Origin of the sequence: Kribbella sp. NPDC051936 (genome assembly GCF_040680955.1) — a bacterium.
Classification (GTDB): Bacteria; Actinomycetota; Actinomycetes; order Propionibacteriales; family Kribbellaceae; genus Kribbella.
In genome coordinates, this window is sequence record NZ_JBFAXS010000008.1 from 285,361 (window position 1) to 306,097 (window position 20,737).

The 20,737-nt window shown below is 69.6% G+C and carries 18 protein-coding genes; 11 read left to right on the plus strand and 7 right to left on the minus strand.

Annotated elements, in window-relative coordinates:
• Positions 1–38: 38 nt before the first annotated feature.
• Positions 39–827 carry an SGNH/GDSL hydrolase family protein gene (locus AB0L64_RS28835; protein WP_363715012.1) on the plus strand — a complete coding sequence of 263 codons (789 nt, stop codon included), beginning with the start codon at positions 39–41 and terminating at the stop codon, positions 825–827.
• Here the strand turns inward: AB0L64_RS28835 and AB0L64_RS28840 are convergent.
• From AB0L64_RS28840 to AB0L64_RS28850, 3 genes are read right to left on the minus strand one after another with little or no spacing between them, the layout of a single operon-like run.
• Entirely contained in the window at positions 766–1,218 is a 453-nt protein-coding gene (locus AB0L64_RS28840) for a hypothetical protein (RefSeq protein WP_363715014.1), read from the minus strand. The genes AB0L64_RS28835 and AB0L64_RS28840 overlap by 62 nt on opposite strands.
• Complete coding sequence (locus AB0L64_RS28845) at positions 1,215–1,706, minus strand: RNA polymerase sigma factor (protein ID WP_363715016.1); 492 nt, start codon at positions 1,704–1,706, stop codon at positions 1,215–1,217. Before AB0L64_RS28845 ends, AB0L64_RS28840 begins: the two co-directional genes overlap by 4 nt.
• A complete protein-coding gene (locus tag AB0L64_RS28850) occupies positions 1,703–2,974 on the minus strand; it encodes an alpha/beta fold hydrolase (protein ID WP_363715018.1) in 1,272 nt (423 codons plus the stop codon). The genes AB0L64_RS28845 and AB0L64_RS28850 overlap by 4 nt, the downstream gene beginning before the upstream one ends.
• Before the next feature lie 119 nt (positions 2,975–3,093).
• Here AB0L64_RS28850 and AB0L64_RS28855 point away from each other — a divergent pair, with 119 nt between their 5' ends.
• From AB0L64_RS28855 to AB0L64_RS28870, 4 genes are read left to right on the plus strand one after another with little or no spacing between them, the layout of a single operon-like run.
• Complete coding sequence (locus AB0L64_RS28855) at positions 3,094–3,507, plus strand: MarR family transcriptional regulator (RefSeq protein WP_363715020.1); 414 nt, start codon at positions 3,094–3,096, stop codon at positions 3,505–3,507.
• The gene (locus tag AB0L64_RS28860) at positions 3,504–3,911 is read left to right on the plus strand and encodes a hypothetical protein (RefSeq protein ID WP_363715022.1); all 408 of its coding nucleotides are present in this window, start codon (positions 3,504–3,506) and stop codon (positions 3,909–3,911) included. The genes AB0L64_RS28855 and AB0L64_RS28860 overlap by 4 nt, the downstream gene beginning before the upstream one ends.
• Before the next feature lie 7 nt (positions 3,912–3,918).
• Positions 3,919–4,743: a MerR family transcriptional regulator gene (locus AB0L64_RS28865; protein ID WP_363715024.1), complete on the plus strand. Its 825-nt coding sequence runs from the start codon at positions 3,919–3,921 to the stop codon at positions 4,741–4,743.
• Positions 4,743–5,618, plus strand: a complete 876-nt coding sequence (locus tag AB0L64_RS28870; RefSeq protein ID WP_363715026.1) for a transglutaminase-like domain-containing protein — start codon at positions 4,743–4,745, stop codon at positions 5,616–5,618. The genes AB0L64_RS28865 and AB0L64_RS28870 overlap by 1 nt, the downstream gene beginning before the upstream one ends.
• A gap of 143 nt (positions 5,619–5,761) precedes the next feature.
• Here AB0L64_RS28870 and glgP read toward each other — a convergent pair whose 3' ends face one another.
• On the minus strand, positions 5,762–8,356 hold the full coding sequence (gene glgP, locus AB0L64_RS28875) for an alpha-glucan family phosphorylase (RefSeq protein WP_363715028.1): 2,595 nt from the start codon (positions 8,354–8,356) through the stop codon (positions 5,762–5,764).
• A gap of 201 nt (positions 8,357–8,557) precedes the next feature.
• Between glgP and AB0L64_RS28880 the strand changes: the two genes are divergently transcribed.
• The gene (locus AB0L64_RS28880) at positions 8,558–10,546 is read left to right on the plus strand and encodes an alpha-1,4-glucan--maltose-1-phosphate maltosyltransferase (RefSeq protein ID WP_363715030.1); all 1,989 of its coding nucleotides are present in this window, start codon (positions 8,558–8,560) and stop codon (positions 10,544–10,546) included.
• 6 nt (positions 10,547–10,552) lie between these two features.
• On the opposite strand, the gene AB0L64_RS28885 is transcribed toward AB0L64_RS28880, so the two are convergent.
• Together AB0L64_RS28885 and AB0L64_RS28890 are read right to left on the minus strand one after the other, a co-directional pair.
• Entirely contained in the window at positions 10,553–11,731 is a 1,179-nt protein-coding gene (locus AB0L64_RS28885) for a threonine synthase (protein WP_363715032.1), read from the minus strand.
• Positions 11,732–11,756: 25 nt separating this feature from the next.
• Entirely contained in the window at positions 11,757–12,353 is a 597-nt protein-coding gene (locus AB0L64_RS28890) for a winged helix-turn-helix domain-containing protein (RefSeq protein ID WP_363715034.1), read from the minus strand.
• A 261-nt stretch (positions 12,354–12,614) separates the two neighbouring features.
• Between AB0L64_RS28890 and AB0L64_RS28895 the strand changes: the two genes are divergently transcribed.
• Positions 12,615–17,018 carry a S8 family serine peptidase gene (locus AB0L64_RS28895; protein WP_363715036.1) on the plus strand — a complete coding sequence of 1,468 codons (4,404 nt, stop codon included), beginning with the start codon at positions 12,615–12,617 and terminating at the stop codon, positions 17,016–17,018.
• A gap of 416 nt (positions 17,019–17,434) precedes the next feature.
• On the opposite strand, the gene AB0L64_RS28900 is transcribed toward AB0L64_RS28895, so the two are convergent.
• Positions 17,435–17,935: a winged helix-turn-helix domain-containing protein gene (locus AB0L64_RS28900; RefSeq protein ID WP_363715038.1), complete on the minus strand. Its 501-nt coding sequence runs from the start codon at positions 17,933–17,935 to the stop codon at positions 17,435–17,437.
• 275 nt (positions 17,936–18,210) lie between these two features.
• On the opposite strand from AB0L64_RS28900, the gene AB0L64_RS28905 reads away from it, so the two are divergent.
• The 4 genes from AB0L64_RS28905 (at position 18,211) to AB0L64_RS28920 (ending at position 20,574) form a co-directional block, all read left to right on the plus strand.
• Positions 18,211–19,311 (plus strand): OmpA family protein, encoded by a 1,101-nt coding sequence (locus tag AB0L64_RS28905; RefSeq protein ID WP_363715040.1) that lies wholly within the window; start codon positions 18,211–18,213, stop codon positions 19,309–19,311.
• Between the two features lie 116 nt (positions 19,312–19,427).
• Positions 19,428–20,093, plus strand: coding sequence for a hypothetical protein (locus AB0L64_RS28910; RefSeq protein WP_363715042.1), 666 nt, complete (start codon positions 19,428–19,430; stop codon positions 20,091–20,093).
• Between the two features lie 14 nt (positions 20,094–20,107).
• On the plus strand, positions 20,108–20,323 hold the full coding sequence (locus AB0L64_RS28915) for a hypothetical protein (RefSeq protein WP_363715044.1): 216 nt from the start codon (positions 20,108–20,110) through the stop codon (positions 20,321–20,323).
• 26 nt (positions 20,324–20,349) lie between these two features.
• Positions 20,350–20,574 (plus strand): hypothetical protein, encoded by a 225-nt coding sequence (locus tag AB0L64_RS28920; protein WP_359930271.1) that lies wholly within the window; start codon positions 20,350–20,352, stop codon positions 20,572–20,574.
• Positions 20,575–20,737 lie beyond the last annotated feature (163 nt).

Sequence of the window (20,737 nt, forward strand, 5' to 3'; positions counted from 1 at the left end):
TTCGTCGGTCACCTGCCGTTCATGTGCTGGGGGGATCGATGACACCGATCGGAGCGCTGCATCGCGCGATCATGCGGTGGGGCGAGGCGGAGCGGACCAGCTCGCGGCTGGCGCTCCAGCGCTGGGTGGACGGCGTGGCGTACGTCGACGTCCAAGCGCGGACGTACGCCGAGTACTGGACGCAGCAGAACTCTCTGACGCTGACCGGCGACGGGCCGCTCTGGGTCGTGCTCGGAGACTCGACCGCGCAAGGACTTGGCGCGTCCTCGCCGTTGCACGGGTACGTCGGCCAGGTGCTGAACGCCCTGCGCCGCAAGGGCACGCCGTGGCGAGTCCTGAACCTCTCACGGTCCGGTGCACAGACCCAGCACGTGCTGGACGACCAACTCCCGTTGCTGGACGGACTGACCCCGGCCCTGGTCACTTGCGGCATCGGCAACAACGACATCCTGGCGACACCGCCGAGGCGCTTCCGCGACCGCCTCCGCCAGGTGATCGACCGGCTCCCTTCGTCATCTGTCGTGATGGACCTGACGGTGCCGGACCGGCTTTGGCGGATCGGCGGCGCGGTGAGCCCGTACGTGTCCGGCATCAACCAGCTGATCAGCACCACGGCCACGTCCCGCGGCCTGCCGGTCGCCGAGGTGTCGCGATACGCGCGCCCGCCGTGGCGCGGCTTGCTCGCCCCCGACGCCTTCCACCCCAACAACCTCGGCTACCGCCGCCACGCCGACGCCCTCCTCGCCGCACTCCCGGCAGGCCTGCTCAACCTTCCAGCAACCGCTGCAGCCGGTCCAGCGTCTTGGCGCTCTCCTGTCGCACCCTGATCGGGACGATCGCGGCCCGGCCCGGTACGCGGATGCCTCCGGTCAGCGCAACACGCGTGCCGCCGCCCGGTTCGGCGGCGACCGCCGTACCGATAATCACGAAGCGGCTCTGCAGCCAGCACCAGCCCGGACGGAACTGACCTTCCAGCCGTGCGCGTTGTCCCCGGGCCCCCGTCGCCCGGACCACGACCCGGTCGCCGTCGCGCTCCAGCAGGGTCGCCGACACCAGATCCGCGTGGATCTCGGCGAAGACGTCGAGATCGGCGAGCATCGCCTTCACCTGGCCGGGCTCGTACGGAAGCACGCGTTCGGTGACCGCCGCGCCCGGCACACCGGCGGCGAGCGCCCGGAACCGCTCGACGTCCGTGAGTTCCACCTGTGGCCAGTTCATGATCTCCACGCCTTCCGAAAGCTCGCCCGCGCGCGGTGCAGCCGGGACTTCGCCGTACCCGGCGGGACATCGAGCACGGCGGCTGCTGCCTGTTCGTCCAGTCCTTCGAGGTCTCGCAGCACCAGGACCGCCCGGTGTTCGGGCGACAGCCGTTCGAGCACGTCCTGTACGTCGATCGCAAGCTGCGGATCGTCCGCGGCCGGGACATCCGCGAGCTCGGCCGGCTGCTGCCGCTGCCCGCGCCGCGCGACCCGGACCGCCTCGCGGACGGCGATCGCACGCGCCCAGCCGAACAGCGCCGCGGGTTCCTGCAGGCTGTGGAGGCCCCGGAAGATCGCGATCAGCGCCTCCTGCGCCGCGTCCGGCCCGTCGGCCAGCGCGATCGGCCCGCAGATCTTCCCGACGTACGGCGTCAACGCGTCCAGGACGTCGTTCATCGCCACGCTGTCACCGCGCTGGGCCGCGCGGACCCTCGCCGCCTCGATCATTCGACGAAGGCGGCCAGCAGCCGTGACACCTGGCCGGGGCAGTCGACGGTGAGCGCGTGACCGCAGCCGGGGAGGACGTGCACGGTTGCGTTCGGCAACAGCTTCCCGAAGCGGGCGGCCTGCTCGACCGGGAGGATCGTGTCGTGGTCGCCCCAGACCACGAGCGTCGGCTGCCGGGTCGACGGCAGTGCGCGTTCCGTGACGCTCCAGTCGAGACCGCGCTCGAGCGCGTACAGGGATCGCACGTTGTCACGATACGTTCCGGGGATCCACATCGCGTCGACGAGTTGCGGCGTGACCAGGTCCTTGTGCACGAACAGGCCGGTCCCGAGTTTCGCGAGCGCCTCGCCGACCAGGGGCAGCTTGAGAATCTCCCAGCTCCAGGCGTCCGGTTCGTCCAGGCCTGTCGGAGCGAGCAGGACGAGCTTGCTGACCCGCTCCGGGTGCCGCTGCGTGTAAGCGAGGCCCCATCCGCCGCTCCATGAGTTGCCGGCAAGTGCGACGCTCTGGAGATGCAGGGCGTCGAGGAACTGACCTAGCGCCCGCGTCATGCCGTCCAGGTCGAACGGGAACGCCTTGTCGTGCAGACGTGTCTCACCTTGTCCTGGAAGGTCGACTGCGTAGACCGTGTGCTGCTGTGCCAGCGCGTTCAGCTCGGTGTCCCACGCGGCGGCAGGTGAAGCGCCCGGCGCCAGCAGGACCACCGGTGAACCGTTGCCCCGCTGTAGGTAGTGCAAGCGCGCCAGTGGAGTGTCCACGTACCGGGAGTCAGCCGACGCGCTTGGGTGGGGCTGCTCCGTCGGCTGGTACCCGTAGGCAACCAACGCGCCCACCAGTACGACAGCCAGTGGGCCCGCGACGACAGCTACCTTTAGCCGCCGCATCCGCAGCATCTTCAAGTCTGCAAGACACAGGGCGATACACAGCGGCGTATAGAGCACCAGGTTGAGCCAGTAGAAGGCAGGACCCGCGTCGCCCGCACCGGTGATCCACACCAGCCCAACAGCCGCGCGTACCGCTAGCCCCGCCGCCAGACCGCCTACCACGAGCCTGCTGAGCCTCCAGCGTGCACTGGTGAGTATTGCCCCCGCCAAGAACAGGTGCAGTGCTGCGAGAGGCAACACCACTGCCGGCGCGAAGCTGACCGGAGCGTTCAGAACCGCCAGCGACAGACTCCGCTCGTCGCCTGCCGGCCAAGTGGCTCCTGTCGCCCAGTAGACGTGCAGCGCCGCGAGCGCGACGTGCACTCCGGCAACAATCCGTCGCATGACCCCTCCTCGTTGTTCGGACACCCAGAAGAGGAGGTCATGCAGGCAGACGTTCCCCGGCGTGAGGCGGCTCACAGAAACGCCTAGGCAATTACTACGAATCCGGATAATCTGGATCCGTGGAAAGTGATGAGTTGTTGCTGGTGTTGCTGCAGCGGGCCACGCATGTGACGTTGCAGGTGCTCGCGACGGAGCTGGCCGATCTGAAGCTGACGGCTTCTGAGTTGAACGTGCTGGCGAATCTCGCTGACGACAAGCCGCGGACGGTCTCCGAGATCGGGGTGGCTGCGGGCGTCCGGCCGACGACGCTGACCGGCGTACTCGATCGGCTCTCGGACAAGGGCCTGCTGGCCCGGGCCGCGCACGCAGGTGACCGGCGGGCGGTGGAGATCTGGCTGACCCCGCGCGGGGCGCGGAGTGCCGCGCGGATTTCCGAGGCGTTCGCGGCGGTGGAGTCGCGGGCGTTGGACGGCGTACCGGAGTCCGCGGTCAAGCAGGCTCGGCGGGTGCTGAGCGCGTTGGCGGCGTCATGAGCGTCTTCGACGAACTGATGGAAGAGGTGATGTCGACCGCCTCACGCTTCGGGCATCGAGAGCATGTCCGGTTGACGTGGCTCGCCGTACGGCGCTGTGGGACTGCTGGGGCGGTCGAGCTGATCAGTGACGGGATCCGTCGCACGGCGCGGTACGCCGGGGTGCCGCAGAAGTACAACGCGACCGTGAGCCGGGCCTGGGTCGAGCTGACGGCGTACCACATGGCTGAGGCGCCGGGTGATTTCGACGAGCTGGTGCGGCGCAACCCCGGCCTGCTCGACAAGCGGCTGCTGACGCGGTTCTACAGTTCGCGCGCTCTGGCGTCGCCGGCCGCGCGGACCGGGTGGGTCGAGCCGGATGTGAAGGCGTTCCCCTTTACTCTGCCCCAGGGGCAAGGGGTGTGATGGTCGCGTGTTGACGATCAGCGAGTTCGGGCGGCGGGCGGGGCTTTCACACAAAGCCCTGCGGCTGTACGACGTGTCAGGGCTGCTGGCGCCGGCGCAGGTGGATCCGGCGAACGGGTACCGCCGGTACGACGAGAGTCAGCTCGAGCGGGCGCGGCGGATCAGCGTGCTGCGGCAGCTGGACATGCCGCTGACCACGATCGCCGAAGTCCTCGCGGGGACCGACGAGGAGGCGTTGATCCGGCTCGACCGGTGGTGGGCCGCCGAGGAGGCGACCACCGCGGCACGCCGAGCGACGCTGGGGTACCTGCGGGACCGGCTGACCCGGTCGGGTACGCCGGGGCTCGCGCCGCGGCCGGTGCTGGCACGGGACGTGCCGGCGACCAAGGTCGCCTCGATCCGGGTCGACACCGACCAGCAGATGCTGGTCGGTAACCTCGTGACCTGCACCGACGAGATCATGTCGTACCTGCGTTCCTGCGGCGCGGCCGCGGACGCCGGTTCGTGGGTGATCTTCCACGGCGCCGTGACACCGGAGGCCGAGGCGACGGTCGAGATCTGCCTGCCGTTCGACGGCCTCGTGGACCCGTCCGGCCGGATCGGCATCCGTGTCGAGCCGGCGCACCGGGAGGCGTACTGCACGATCACGATGGACGAGTGCGCGTACCCGCGGATCATGCTCGCGTACGACCTCGTCTACGACTGGGCACGCGCGTCCGGCACCCCCGATGCGGGTCCGCCGCGCGAGATCTACCGCCCGGACTGCCACCTGCTCCCCCGTGACGAGCCGGCCGTCGACATCGCACTGCCCATTCTGGAGAGGAACCTTTGATGGACTACGCGATGCAGACTCGCTTCAGTGATCCCGGCGTACAGGCCGGACTGTTCGACGCGCTGCCGGACGACATCCCCGGGATCGCCGCGGTGGTTCGGAATCTGCTGATCCACTACCGTGCCGGCGGGATCGAGTTCACCGGTGACCGGCTCGCCGAGATCGACAGCCGGTGGGTCTCGGCGATTCTCGCCACGGACCACAAGCGCAACGGTACGGCGCTCGCGGTGCCGCGCGAACCGTTCGACCGGGTTGTCGGATGCTGCCGGGACTACACGCTGCTGTTCGTGTCGATGCTGCGGCACAAGGGCATCCCGGCCCGCAGCCGGGTCGGATTCGGCAACTACTTCGCCGAGGGATTCGACCACGACCATGTGGTCGCGGAGTACTGGAACGGCGACCGCTGGGTGATGATCGACGCCGAGATGGACCCGGCCGACCCGCGGTTCACCTTCGACGTCGCGGACATGCCGGCCGGCCCGTTCCGGTCCGCGGCCGAGGTCTGGCGAGGCTATCGCGACGGCGTCCTCGACGGCGACCTGTTCGGCGCCGACCCGAACCCGGACGCACCGCTGAAGCTGCACGGCGGCTGGTTCATCCGCACCTACGTGCACTACCAGCTCGCCCACCTGAACGGCGACGAGCTCCTGCTCTGGGACAACTGGGGCGGAATGTCCGACACCCTCGACGGCGCCGACCTCGACCTCACCGACCGGATCGCCGACCTGATGCTTGCCTCCGACAACGGAGACGAAACGGCCACCAAGGAGGTCAACGACCTCTACCGCGCGGATCCAGCCCTGACCTTCACCGGCCGAGCTTTCGTCACCTCCCCGGCCAGCGGCGGCCAGTATGTCTGGAAGGACCTCGCGTAGCTCCTCCCCGCGGGCCGAGCACACCCGCCGGGGTCTGGAGACAAGGTATTGCTTGTCTCCAGACCCCGCGGCTTGTTCACAGATCTGCGCAAACACCCCCGCCTGGTGAGGCAGGCGGGGGTGTGTCTTTTGTGTGGAACGGCTCAGAATTCCGAGCCGGCGGGGAGGTCGGGGGTGGATGGGTCCTCGGGGTCGGACGGGCCGGCGGCGAGGCCTAGTTCGGCGGGGCTGGCGAGGCCGGCGTGGTTGGGGACGACGCGGACCGTGTAGCCGAACGGGCCGGTGCGGTCGAGCTTCAGCTCACCCTCGTACCGGTGCCGGTTGCCTTCGTAGGTCTCGGCGAGCGACAGCGACGTCCGGACCGGGTCGGTGATCTCGTCGTTCGCGTCGACGCGGCCGTGCAGGACCTCGACGCAGATGTCGGACGGGTCCAGGTCGCCGAGCGCCGCGAACGCGCGGATCCCGACGGTCGTGCCGAGCTGCGGTACGTCGCCGAGGCCCTGCAGCTCCACGTGGTCGACGCGGATCTGCGACCATGCCGCGCGCACCTTCTGCTTCCACGCGGCCAGTTCGCGAGCACCGTCGTACGTCGAGTTGAGCGCCCGCGACGACTTGGCGGCCGGCACGTACAGCTGCTCGACGTAGTCACGCACCATCCGGGTGGCGAGCACCTTCGGGCCGAGTTCCTTGACCGTGTGCCGCAGCATCTCGATCCAGCGGCCGGGCACGTCACCGTCGTAGAACCGCGGCGCGACCTGCTTCTCGATCAGGTCGTACAGCGCGTGCGCCTCGAGGTCGTCGCGACGCTCGGTGTCCTCGATCCCTTCGGCGGACGGGATCGCCCAGCCGAACTCGTCGTCGTACCACTCGTCCCACCAGCCGTCGCGGATGGACAGGTTGAGCGCACCGTTCAGCGCGGCCTTCATACCGGACGTGCCGCACGCCTCGTACGGACGCAGCGGGTTGTTCAGCCAGACGTCGCAGCCCGGGTACATCGGCTGGGCGAGCTTGATGTCGTAGTCCGGCACGAACACGATCCGGTGCCGCACCTCCGGGTCGTCGGCGAAGCGGACCATCTCCTGGATGAGCTTCTTGCCGCCCTCGTCGTGCGGGTGCGCCTTGCCGGCGATGACGATCTGCACCGGCCGCTGCGGGTGCAGCAGCAGCGCCTTCAGCCGCTCGGGGTCGCGCAGCATCAGCGTCAGCCGCTTGTACGACGGGACGCGGCGCGCGAAGCCCATGGTCAGCACGTCGGGGTCGAGGATCTGGTCGACCCAGCCGAGCTCGGCCTCGCTGGCGCCGCGGTTCAGCCAGGACTGCCGGACCCGCGCGCGGGTGTCGTCGATGAACCGCTGCCGGAGCAGCCGCTTGGTCTCCCAGATCTGGGCGTCGGTGGTCTTGTCCAGACCCTCGAACACCTCGTCGCCCTCGGTCGTGTAGTTGGCGTAGGTGAGGTCGTGGACCTCGCGCGCCACCCACGTCGGCGCGTGCACGCCGTTGGTGATCGAGGTGATCGGTACGTCGATCGGGTCGAAGCTCGGCCACAGCCCGGCGAACATGCCGCGGCTGACGACGCCGTGCAGCTTGGACACGCCGTTCGCGCGCTGGGCGAGCCGCAGGCCCATGATCGCCATGTTGAACAGCGCCGGGTCGCCGCCCTCGAAGTCCTCGGCGCCGAGCTCGAGGATCCGGTCGATCGGGACCTCGGGGCCGAACACGTCCGGCGAGAAGTGCTGCTGGATCAGCTCGACCGGGAACCGGTCGATACCGGCCGGAACCGGGGTGTGCGTGGTGAAGACGGTGCCGCCGCGGTTGACCTCGAGCGCGGTGTCGAAGTCGAGGTCCTTGCCGGCGGCAAGCTCACGGATCCGCTCGATGCCGAGGAAGCCCGCGTGCCCCTCGTTGGTGTGGAACACCTCGGGTGCCGCGTGGCCGGTGATCCGGCAGTACGTACGGACCGCGCGGACGCCGCCGACGCCGAGCAGCAGCTCCTGGAGCAGGCGGTGCTCGGTCGAACCGCCGTACAGCCGGTCGGTCACCTCGCGCTCGGACGGCTCGTTCTCCTCGATGTCGGAGTCGAGCATCAGCAGCGGCACGCGGCCGACCTGGGCGACCCAGATCTGCGCGTGCAGCTCGCGGTTGCCGGGCAGGGTCAGCGTGACGGTCGCCGGTGCGTCACCGTCGCGGAGCAGGCTGATCGGCAGCCCGTCCGGGTCGACCAGCGGGTAGCGCTCCTGCTGCCAGCCCTCACGGTTCAGCGATTGCGCGAAGTACCCGTGCCGGTACAGCAGGCCGACGCCGATCAGCGGTACGCCGAGGTCGCTGGCGGCCTTCAGGTGGTCGCCGGCGAGGATGCCCAGACCGCCGGAGTACTGCGGCAGCACGTGTGTGATGCCGAACTCCGGGGAGAAGTAGGCGACCGCGTCGAGCGGCGAGCCGCCCGCGGTCTGGAACCACCGGTCGTCGGTCACGTAGCTGTCCAGGTCGGCTACGGCCAGTTCGAGCCGGCGCAGGAAAGCGTGGTCGTGGGCCAGCTCGTCGAGCCGGGCCGCCGGGACCTCGCCGAGCAGCTTGACCGGGTCACCGCCGGTGCTCCGCCACAGCTGCGGGTCCACGGCCTCGAAGACGTCCTGCGTCTCCGGGTGCCAGGCCCAGCGGAGGTTGTTCACCAGGGTGCCCAAACCGGTCAGCGGCTCGGGCAGGACAGGGCGGACGGAGAATCGTCGTATCGCTCGCACCGGGACACCGTACCGGGCAACGGTGCGCAAGACACCCTCGGGATGCATCGATCTTGCAACGCGAGCAAGATTTTGCAGCCCGGTGTGTCACAGCGGGGTACTGGGAACCGATAACGTCAGCAGTGTCGTACGCGACGTAGTTACCCAACCCGCCGAATCCGAAGCCCCACACGTTACGGAAAGCGAAGGTTCGTCTACGCCATGACTGGGCGCATCCCGATCACCGACGTCACCCCGACCGTCGACGCCGGAGCGTATCCGGCGAAGGCAGCGGTCGGCGAGACGTTCACCATCGCGGCAACGGTCTTCCGGGAAGGCCATGACGCCGTGAACGCGAACGTTGTGCTGACCTCGCCGTCGGGACAGACCAGACGCATGCTGATGACCCCGGTCGGCCAGGGCACCGACCGCTGGACCGTCGACGTCACGCTGCAGGAGCAGGGCGCGTGGACGTTCGCGGTCGAGGGCTGGAGCGACCCGTACGGCACCTGGCGGCACAACGCCGAGATCAAGATCCCGGCCGGGCTGGACGTCGACCTGATGTTCGCCGAGGGCGCGGCGTTCTTCGACCGCGCGGCCGCCGGCGTACCGCCCGCGGTCCGGGCGGATCGCGGCACGCTGAGCGACGCGGCGCACGCGCTGGCCAACGGCGCACTGCCGCCGGAGGCCCGGCTGGCCGCGGGCATCTCGCCGCAGGTCCGCGCGGCCCTCGGCCGGTACCCGGTGCGCGAGCTGATCACCTCCTCCGAGACGTACCCGGTGTGGGTCGACCGCACCCGCGCGCTGTACGGCAGCTGGTACGAGTTCTTCCCGCGCTCCGAGGGCGCGACGTACGACGAAGAAGCCGGTGAGTGGAAGTCCGGGACCTTCCGGACCGCGGCGCGGCGGCTCGAAGCAGTCGCGAAGATGGGCTTCGACATCCTCTACGTGCCGCCGATCCACCCGGTCGGCCACTCGTTCCGCAAGGGCCCGAACAACACCCTCGACCCGAAGCCCGGCGACCCGGGCTCGCCGTGGGCGATCGGCTCCGAGGACGGCGGCCACGACGCGATCCACCCCGAGCTCGGCACCTTCGAGGACTTCGAGTACTTCGTCGGCCGCGCCCGCGAGGTCGGCCTCGAGGTCGCGATCGACCTGGCGCTGCAGGCCTCGCCGGACCACCCGTGGGTGAAGGACCACCCGAAGTGGTTCTCGGTCCGCGCCGACGGGTCGATCGCGTACGCCGAGAACCCGCCGAAGAAGTACCAGGACATCTACCCGATCAACTTCGACAACGACCCCGAAGGCATCTACGCCGAGGTGCTGCGGATCGTCCGGCTGTGGATCTCCAAGGGCGTCACGGTGTTCCGCGTCGACAACCCGCACACCAAACCGGTCAACTTCTGGGAGTACCTGCTCGGCGAGATCCGCAAGACCGACCCGGACGTGGTGTTCCTGTCCGAGGCGTTCACCCGGCGGCCGATGATGCGCGAGCTGGCGAAGGTCGGGTTCCACCAGTCGTACACGTACTTCACCTGGCGCAACGAGAAGTGGGAGCTCGAGGAGTACCTGACCGAGCTCACTCGCGAGAGCGCGCACTACCTGCGGCCGAACTTCTTCGTGAACACGCCGGACATCCTCACGGCGTACCTGCAGTACGGCGGACCGGGCGCGTTCAAGATCCGCGCCGCGATCGCGTCGACATCGTCGCCGGCCTGGGGTGTGTACGCCGGGTACGAGCTGTTCGAGCACGTCGCGCTGCGGCCCGGCTCGGAGGAGTACCTGGACACCGAGAAGTTCCAGCTCCGCCCGCGCGACTGGGAGGCAGCCGAGGCGGAGGGGCGCTCGCTGGCGCCGTACCTGACGCTGCTCAACAACATCCGCCGCCGGCACCCGTCCCTGCAGCAGCTGCGCAACCTGGCGCTGCACAGCGTCGACGACGAAGCGATCATGTGCTACTCCAAGCGCTCGACCGCGGCCGACGGACACAGCGACACCGTCATCGTCGTGGTGAACACCGACCCGCACTCGGTCCGCGAGTCCATGGTCCACCTCGACATGGCCGCCCTCGGGATGCGCCCCGAAGACACCTTCACCGTCTACGACGAAATCAGCGGCGCCACCTGGCGCTGGGGCCAGAGCAACTACATCCGCCTCGACCCCAACGGCGAACCAGCCCACATCCTCGCTGTACGCCGCGGCCAAGCCTGAGCCGAACTAGCACGCGTGGGTGGTTCTTCCCGCTAGAGCTGAACAAGTCTCCGGGTACTTCAGGCCCGCGCCGGTGTTCAAGGCCACCACCTGGTCGTCCGCGGTGATCCAGCCGGAGTCGCGCAGCGTGCGGATGGCGGCGAAGTTGGCGGCGCCTTCGGGGCAGATGAAGGCGCCTTCGAGGCGGGCGACCAAGTGCTGTTCGGCGAGGATGTCGGCGTCGTCGACGGCGACGGCGCAGCCGCCGGTTTCGGTGATCGCCTGCAGGACGAGGAAGTCGCCGAGGGCCTTGGGGACGGTGATGCCGAAGGCAACGGTTCGGGCGTCGGGCCAGGGCTCGCTCTCCGTCAGACCCTTCTCCCAGGCGCGGACGATCGGCGCGCAGCCGGTGGACTGTACGGCGACCAGCCGGGGCAGCGGACCGGAGATCCAGCCGAGGTCGCGCAGCTCGGTCAGGGCCTTCCAGATACCGATGATGCCGACGCCGCCGCCGGTCGGGTAGACGATCACGTCCGGCAACGACCACCCGAGTTGCTCGGCGATCTCCAGGCCCATCGTCTTCTTGCCCTCGATCCGGTACGGCTCCTTCAGCGTCGACGCGTCGAAGTACCCGGACTGCGACCGGACATACGCCGCGGCGTCGCCGATCAGCCCGTCGATGAGCTGCAGCCGCGCGCCGACCGCGGTCACCTCGCGCCGGCAGATCTCGGGTGCGGCGATCGGCATCGCGATCAGCGCCTCCATCCCGGCGCGGGCGGCGTACGCGGCCCAGGCCGACCCGGCGTTCCCGTTCGTCGGCATCGCGATCTTCCGTACGCCGACCTCGTAGGCACGCGACACCCCGACCGCCGCGCCCCGCGCCTTGAACGTACCGGTCGGGATCAGCCCCTCGTCCTTCATCAGCAGCCGCTCGACGCCGATCGAGGCGCCGTACCGCGTCATCGGCAGCAGCGGTGTCATCCCCTCCCCCAGCGTCACCACGTTCGACGGCGACCGCACCGGCAGCAGTTCGTGATACCGCCAGAGATCCGGCGCACGTGACGCCAGATCTGCCTTGTCGAAAGCAGGTACGCCGTACCGCGCGAGCAGCGGCGATCCGCACGGGCACAGGCCGATGATCTGGTCGGCGTCGTGCGTCGCGCCGCAACGCGGGCATTCGAGATGACTCAGCGCGGAGAAGGCCACATCGACAGAAACTACCCCGCGCGGACTACCCCGCGCGCAGATCGCTGATCATCGGGCGCTGGTGGTCGGTCAGCCGGAACCCGATCCCGCGGACGGCGTCGATGGTGACCGTCGTGCCGAGGTCGTCGAGTTTGCGGCGCAGGCGTTTCACCACCGAGTGGACGTCGGCGGTGCCGCGGACGCTGCCGTCCCGCCAGACGGTGTGGTGCAGGGCGTCGTACGACCAGACGCGCAGCGGCGTCGACATCAGCCGGCTGAGCAGCTCCTGCTCGAGGTCGGTGAGCTGGATCTCGCCGTCGCGCCAGCGGGCGACCGAGCGGGCCCGGTCGATGGTGAGCACGTCCGCGTCGGGATCCTCGCCGCCGGCGCGGACCGCCGTGGCGTCGACCGCGTCCGGCTCCGGCGGCTCGGGCTGCTCGGGCGCGCCGGGCGGCGGTTGCTGCGCGGGAACCAGCAGGCGGCGCAGTTCGTCGAGGCTGGAGACGAGCAGCAACGGCGCGACGTCGTCGACGAGCTCGGCCAGGCGGACTCGTTGTTCGGCCGAGGCCGAGACCGCGATCAGCAGCGGGAAGTTCTCTGTCAGATCGGCGTCCGGAGGGGCGGGTTCACGGGCGGTGACCATCTGGTCACGATGTCAACATCTGCCCGGGATCGTCAACGGACTGCCAAGGTTTGCCTAGCTTGCTTCGATCGGTGCGACAGCTAGTCACATCTTGCTCACCAAGTGTGCTTGTTACCACGTTGTTCTGACACATAGATTCCTCGTCAGGCTTGCGGTGTCACATGCCGCGACCTGGGGGGCACACAGAGTTCGCACGAGCCCTCCTGCAGCAGATGACTCGGGGGAGTCGGCTCGGGGTCTTTCAAGTGAGGGGCTGCAGAGATGTCACATCAACGGAAGGGACTCGCCAGATCTCTGGTGGGTGCCCTGGCGACGGTGGCCGTGCTGGCGACCGGGATGGCCGCCGCCGGCCAAGCCCAAGCGTCACCGCCCACCAAGCCACAGGCCACACCGGCCTCCAAGATCAAGCCAGAGCTCATGGAGAAGCTGGACGGCAAGGACGCCAAGGCCGCGACGGACTACTGGGTCCGGTTCGCGGCGAAGGCCGACCTGACCGCCGCCAGCAAGATCACCAACTGGAACGAGCGCGGTACGGCGGTCGCCGCCGCGCTGAAGAAGGCCGCAGCGGACAGCCAGGCGAAGATCCGCGCCGAGCTGGACGCGCAGCACGTGAAGTACCAGTCGTTCTGGGGCACGAACGCGATCCGCATCGAGAGCGGCTCGCTGGACCTGGCCCAGACCCTGGCCGGCCACACCGAGGTCGAGGGCCTGTACGCGCCGCTCCAGATCGAGGTACCGAAGGTCACGCCGGGCCAGCAGGAGAAGGCGATCCAGGCCGTCGAGTGGGGCGTCGCGAACATCAAGGCGAACCAGGTCTGGTCGCAGTACGGCGACAAGGGCGAGGGCATCGTCGTCGCCAGCATCGACACCGGTGTGCAGTACGACCACCCGGCGCTGGTGAACCAGTACCGCGGCAACAACGGCGACGGCACCTTCAACCACAACTACAACTGGTTCGACGCGGCCGGCACCTCGCCGAGCGCGCCCGCCGACGGCAACGGCCACGGCACCCACACGATGGGCACCATGGTCGGCGACGACGGCGCGGGCAACCAGATCGGTGTCGCGCCGGGCGTCAAGTGGATCGCCGCGAACGGCTGCTGCCCGAGCGACGCCGCGCTGATCGAGTCCGGCCAGTGGATGCTCGAGCCGACCGACCTCGCGGGGCAGAACCCGGACGCGAGCAAGCGGCCGAACGTCATCAACAACTCGTGGGGCTCCACGCTGCCGTCGAACGACCCGTTCATGGAGGACATCACCCTGGCCTGGACCGCGTCCGGGATCTTCGGTGCGTTCGCCAACGGCAACAGCGGCTCGGCCTGTCAGAGCAGTGGCTCGCCGGGCAGCCTGACGAGCAACTACTCGGCCGGCGCCTACGACATCAACAACAACATCGCGTCCTTCTCCGGCCGCGGCGTGGGCCAGAACGGCACCATCAAGCCGAACATCTCGGCTCCGGGTGTCAACGTCCGGTCCAGCCTGCCGGGCAACACCTACGGCGCGTTCAACGGTACGTCGATGGCGACACCGCACCTGACCGCCGCCGTGGCCCTGCTCTGGTCGGCCTCGCCGTCGCTGAAGGGTGACGTCGCGGCGACCCGGGCGCTGCTCAACTCGACCGCGATCGACACGCCGAACAGCCAGTGCGGCGGCACCGACGCGAACAACAACGTCTTCGGTCAGGGCCGTCTGGACGCGCTGGCGCTCCTGGACGCGGCGCCGATCGGCGACACCGGCACGCTGTCCGGCACCGTCACCGCCGCCACCGGTGGCGCCGCGCTCGCGGGTGCGAGCGTGACCGTGCACCAGGACGGTCAGGCCGACAAGACGCTGACCACCAGCAGCACCGGCGCGTTCACGTCCGTGCTGCAGGCCGGCGACTACACCCTGACGGTCGCGTCCTTCGGGTACGCCACCCAGACCGCCACCGTCACGATCACCACCGGTCAGACCACCACGAAGAACTTCGCCCTGGTCAGCACTCCGCAGGTGAGCGTCGGCGGCACGGTCACGGACGGCTCCGGCCACGGCTGGCCGCTGTACGCGAAAGTGACGGTCGAGGGCCCGGGCGGTGTGTTCGACTACACCACCCCGAGCAACGGCCGGTACAGCCTCAAGGTCCCGTCCGGTGCGGCGTACAGCCTCAAGGTCGAGACGAAGTACCCGGGTTACCAGACCGTCAGCCAGCCGATCACGGTCGGCAGCGGCAACCTGACCCAGAACATCGCGGTCCCGGCCGACGCCAACTCGTGCACCACCGCGCCCGGTTACAAGTGGGGCTCGGACGGCGTCTACGAGACCTTCGACTCCGGTGCCGCGCCGAGCGGCTGGACCGTCGTCGACAACAAGGGCAACGGGCAGGTCTGGAAGTTCGACGACCCGGGCAACCGGGGCAACCTGGCCGGTGGCAGCGGCAAGTTCGCGGTCATCGACAGTGACAAGTACGGCAGCGGCGGGTCCCAGGACACGTCTCTGGTCAGCCCGGTCGTGGACCTGACCTCGGTCACCGCTCCGGTGATCAAGTTCAACCAGGACCTGAACTACCTCAGCGGCGAGAAGGCCGACGTCGACCTGTCGATCGACGGCGGCGCCACCTGGAGCAACGTGCTCACCCAGGCCGCCGACGTCCGCGGCGTCAAGGAGATCGCGATCCCGCAGGCGGCCGGCCAGTCCGCGGTGCAGGTGCGGTTCCACTACTACAACGCCTCGTACGAATGGTGGTGGGAGGTCGACAACGTTCTCGTCGGCAGCCAGGTCACCTGTGTACCGACCGGCGGCGGCATCGTGGTCGGCAACGTCAAGGACGCCAACACGAACGGCTTCGTGAACGGCGCGGTCGTCACCCGTGACGGCAGCACCGAGTCCGCGACGACCGTGGCGACGCCCGAGGACACCGGTCTCAACGACGGCTTCTACTGGCTGTACTCGTCCGCGGACGGCAACCAGGGCTTCACCGCCAAGGCAGGCAACTACGTCAGCTCGACCGCGACCGTCGCGGTGGAGGCCGACTGGACCACCACGGCCGACTTCACGCTGAAGGCCGGCCAGTTGGCCGTCACGCCGGGCAGTGTCACCGGCAACCTGAAGCTGCCGACCGGCAAGGTCACCAAGTCGTTCACCGTCACCAACACCGGCGGAGCGCCGGTGGATGTCAAGTTCGGCGAGAAGGACGGCGGCTTCGTCCTGCAGAACGCGAACGGCACCACGACCACCAAGGCCCAGGTGGAGAACGGGCCCGGCGCCCCGCTGCAGCGGCTCGCCGTGGACACCTCGTTCGCCCGGATGCTGTCGGGCAAGACCGGCGGCTCGCCGGCCGCCGCGAAGCCGATGGCGGCTCCGTGGGCCGACATCGCCGACTACCCGGCGACCGTGATGGACAACCGGGTGGTGAACGTCGACGGCAAGGTCTACTCGATTGCCGGCGGCAACGGCAGCGCGTCCACCGGGAACAGCTACGTGTACGACCCGGCGGCGCTCGCCTGGACCGCGATCGCCCCGCTGCCGGGTGCTCGCAACGCCATCAGCGTCGGTGTCATCGGCGGCAAGATCATCGCCAGCTCCGGCTGGGGATCGTCCGGCCCGGCGCCGGAGACCTGGTCGTACGACCCGGCCGCCAACGCCTGGACCGCACTGGCCGCCAACCCGGCCCCGCGGGCCGCGGCCGGTCAGGCCGTGCTCGACGGCAAGCTGTACGCCGTCGGCGGGTGCACCACCTCCAGCTGTCTGCCGATGAGCAACACGGTCGTCCGGTACGACCCGGCGGCGAACGCCTGGGAGACGCTGGCGAACTACCCGAAGTCGGTCGCGTTCGCGTCCTGCGGCGCCATCGACGGCCAGCTGTACTGCGCCGGTGGTAACGACGGCACGAACTCGCTGAAGTCGGCCTACGTCTACGACCCGAGTGCGGACTCGTGGACGGCGATCGCGGACGCTCCGGCCGACCACTGGGCGGCGTCGTACGCCGTCGCCGGTGGGAAGCTGCTGATCGTCGGCGGTGTCCAGGCCGGTGCGGTGACCAACGCCGGGTTCTCGTACGACCCGTCGGCGGACGCCTGGACCGCGCTGCCGAACGCCAACCTGCCGCGGTACCGCGGCGGTGCGGCCTGCGGCTTCTACAAGGTCGGTGGCTCGTCCGGTGGCTTCACCGCCACCGCGGACAGCGAGGCCCTGCCGGGTCTCGAGGACTGCGCCGAGTCGTCGGCGGACGTGAGCTGGCTGTCGATCGACAAGACCGAGGCCACGCTGGCCCCGGGACAGTCGACGACCGTCAAGGTCACGCTCACGGCGAGCGTCGACCAGCCCGGTACCTACAGCGGTGCCGTGACGATCGGCGAAAACACCCCCTACACGGTCGCTCCGGTCGGCGTGACGATGAACGTCACCCCGCCCACCAGCTGGAGCAAGCTGCAGGGCACCGTCACGGGCGTCAGCTCGTCCGGCGCCTCGGCCGCCCTCCCGGGCGCGATCGTGCAGGTGGACTCGTGGGCCCAGTCCTACACCTTCATCACCGACAAGGACGGTAAGTACGCCTACTGGCTCGACCGTCGTAACAACCCGCTCACCCTGATCGCCGCGAAGGACGGCTACAAGCCCCAGACCCGTACGACGAAGCTCCTGGCCGGTGAACCGGTCACCGAGGACTTCGCCCTGAAGTCCATCAAGTAGCGGTTCATCAAGTAGCAGTCAGCTTCTGCTGACCCGACCGGCCCCGGACCTCGTCCGGGGCCGGTCGGCTTGTCAGCAGCCACCCCAGCAGCACTCCGAGCGCGACGGCAACCAGGACCGCAAGCACCCGGAGGTCTGCCGCGGTCTCAGGAAGCAGTTGAGGTACGTCGACACCGCCGCGACCTGGAGCAGCACCGGTACCGGGAGCAGCACCGCTCGTCGGTGAGCCTGGCGCGCACGGCGATCGCCACCAGCGCGAGCAGCACGACGCCCGCACCGAGCACGACCGTCAGCTGGGTGTCGGCCCCGGTGTGCCACTTGCGCACGCCCGTCCCCCGCTCCCCAGCGATCTCCTCTGGGACTAAATGTGGTACAGGCCGGAATGGTCGCATCCGTTGTCCGGATGCGCGGGGCGGTCAGGTGGCGGGGAGGAGGTGGAAGCCGACGCCGCGGACGGCGTGGATGGTGACCGTGGCGCCGAGGTTGGCGAGTTTCTGGCGGAGGCGTTTGACGACCGAGTGAATGTGCGAGCCGCGGCCGAGGTGCTCGTTGCCCCAGACCGCGTGGTGCAGACGCTGGTACGTCCACACCCGGCCGGGTTCCGCCACCAAGCAGTGCAGGAAGTCGTGCTCCAGCCGGGTCAACGGCATCTCACGGTCCTTCCAGCGGACCACCCGGCGGTCGACGTCGAGGCGCAGGCCGGCGACCGGCTCGGGTGCCCGGACCGCCTGGATCCGCCGCTCCGCAGTCGCACGCGCCGCGACGGCCGGTACGGCGACCGCGGCGCTGGGAGCCACCGCGAAACCGGTCAGGTCCAGGAACGCGCGCGCCTGGTCGGCGTTCGACACCAGCAGCAGCGCGTCGGCCTCACCCAGCAGACGGGCCAGCTGGACACGCTCGGCCGTGGTCGCGGCCACGCCGATGATCAACGAAGAGTCGGACGGTCTGTCCGCTGACTTACCAGCCATCGCCAACACAGGAAGCCCCTCCCAGTCGAAACGACCCGCCATAAGTACGGTTCACGACCCGAACTAAGTCAAGGGATTCACTGCGCGGCAGGCTGGCACATATGCGTCCTGTCCGAGACAGGACAGGAAAACCTGCGACGCTCACCCGATGGGTGTGCGCTCGGCAAGGGTGGCGGAGTAGTCTCCTCGGGCACGGCCACTCTGACCGCATCCACGGAGGAACAGTGCCCGGTCTGGTTCGGCGGCCGCTCGTCATCTGGTTGCTCGCGGCCCTCGCAGTACCTGTACTGCTGACCGCTGTGCTGATTCCGGCGCGCGCCGGCACCACCGAGGACGATCTCCGCGAGCGCACCGAGGCCGCGCTCAAGGCCCGCGGTATCGAGGCCGGCTCCGTCGACTTCGACGGCCGGAGCGCGCGGATCATCGTGCCGTCCGGGGTCGATCCGGCTGTGGTCCGGGAGATCGTGGCCGGGGTCGACGGTGTCCGGTCGGTCGCGGTCGAGAACAGCTCCGGCAGCACGCCGACTCCTAGCGCTCCGGCGAGCAGCAGTGCGCCGCGGCCTTCCGACGTACCGGCGTTCGAGGTCGGGCGGACGGACCGGTCGATCCGGGTGCAGGCGCCGGTGCAGAGCCAGGCGGTCAAGGACGGGATCCGTGCCGAGGTCGAGCAGGTGCTCGGTCCGGACCGCGAGTACGACGACCGCACCACCATCGACACCGCGAACGGGCTGGCCGGCGCGTCCGCGCTGACCGCGTTGCTGCGCGCGCTCGCGATCGGCAGCGGCGACGCCTCGGTGCGGTACGACGGGGAGACCGTGACGCTGTCCGGTCAGGTGCCGGACCAGGCGACCAAGGCCACCATCGCCCGGGCCGCCGCGACGGCCGTTCCGGGCGCGGTGATCGCGGACGAGCTGGAGCTGCCGGCGCCGCCGAAGACCACGCTCAGCGAGCCGTGCCGTACCTTCCAGAGCCGGCTGGCCGCGTTCAGCCGGGAGTACCGGATCAACTTCCTGTCCGGTACGTCGATCGTGAACGACGCGTCCAAGCCGTCCGTGGTGAAGGCCGCCGCCGTCCTGAAGTCGTGCCCGACGGTGCGCGTCGAGGTGGCCGGTCACACCGACGACCTGGGCTCCGCCGCGACCAGCCTGCCGCTGTCCGAGCGCCGGGCCGCCGCGGTGAAGGCCGAGCTGGTGCGGCTCGGGGTGCGCGCGGACCGGATCCTCGCGCACGGGTACGGCGAGGCGTTCCCGATCGCTTCCAACGCCACCGGCGCCGGGCGGGTCGCGAACCGCCGCGCCGAGATCCGAGTAGTTCAGGGGAATTGAATGAGCTGGCTGATCGCCGAGACCTGGATCCTGCTGCTGGTCGCGTTCGTCCTGGGCAGCACGGCCGCCTGGCTGCTGCACCGCCTGGTCCGCACGCCGGCGAGAGGAGCCCGCCGATGAGCTGGCTCCTCCGCGACAACTGGATCGGCTCCCTGCTCGCCTTCCTCCTCGGCGCCGGCATCACCTGGTACCTCCTGGACCGCCGCCCCGCCACCGCCACTCCCCCGATCCCCACACCCGCAGCCCACGAACCGCCGGGCGCCCAGGAGCCGCTTGCCGATGGAAAGCCGTCCGCGGCCCAGGCGCCGTCTGCGGGTGGCAAGCCGCCTGCGGCGCATGAGCCGTCCGCCGCCCACGAGCCGCCCGCCGGTGGCGAGTCGCCCGCGGCGGCGGAACTGGCTGCCGCGGAGGCGCCGCCTGCCGACGCGCCGGCCGCTGTTCGGGCGCCGGAGAAGCGAGCGGAGTTCTCGCAGTTGATGGACGGGGAGCCGACGCTGTTCGACCACATCCAGCCGGGCGCGGAGACGGGCGCGGGCGACGCGGCCGGCGTACCGGCGGGGAGGTACGGCGAGGGCTCGGCCGACGCGGTGCCGCATCAGGGGCCGCCGGACGGGTTCACGATCAAGGGGAACGCGCAGTCGATGCTGTTCCACACGCCCGATTCGCCGTACTACGGCCGGACCAAGCCCGAGGTCTGGTTCCGCACCGAGGCCGACGCCGAGCGGGCCGGCTTCACCAAGTACGCCCGCCGTCCGCGCAAGGCCGCGGACCCACGCGAATGACCCCGGGAGACTCCGTGCGACACCAGCTCCACCTGCCCTACATCGCCGCCCAGGACGAGGACGGCATCTGGATCGCCGAGGCCGCCCTCACCCCGGACATCTTCGTCTCCGGCGAAGGCGAAACCCGCGAGGCTTCCCTCGAAGACCTCCGCACCCAGATCACCCGCGCAGTGGCCGAATCCGGCGCCCCCGACCAACTCGTCGTCGACGTGGACATCCCGGAAAACTGACCCCAGCACAGTCCTACGATCGAACCGTGACCGGTTCGGTGGAAGAGGGTGCGGCGGAGCCCGGCAAGCCGGAGGCGTTGGAGCCGGACAAGGTGATGACGGCTGCGGAAGTGCTCGCGGAGAAGGATCCTCGGCGGGGGGTTGCGGACGCCAAGGGGGCGGTGCAGCGGCGGCCTCGGTTGTGGCGTGGGGGTGGGCGGATCCGGCGGGATCAGGGGGCCGAGCGGCAGAACGAAGGGCGTCGTCGCTGACGGCCGCGGGTCGTCATCGAATCGCAGCAGGACCGGATCGCGAGCCCTATTTGCTTGTACTGCCGAAGGGCCGTCAGACTGTGCGCAACGCCTTGCGGGACCGTCCGACCCACGGCGTCACCACGTCACCGGAGTCGTCCGGGCCACGCGCAGTTCCTCCTTT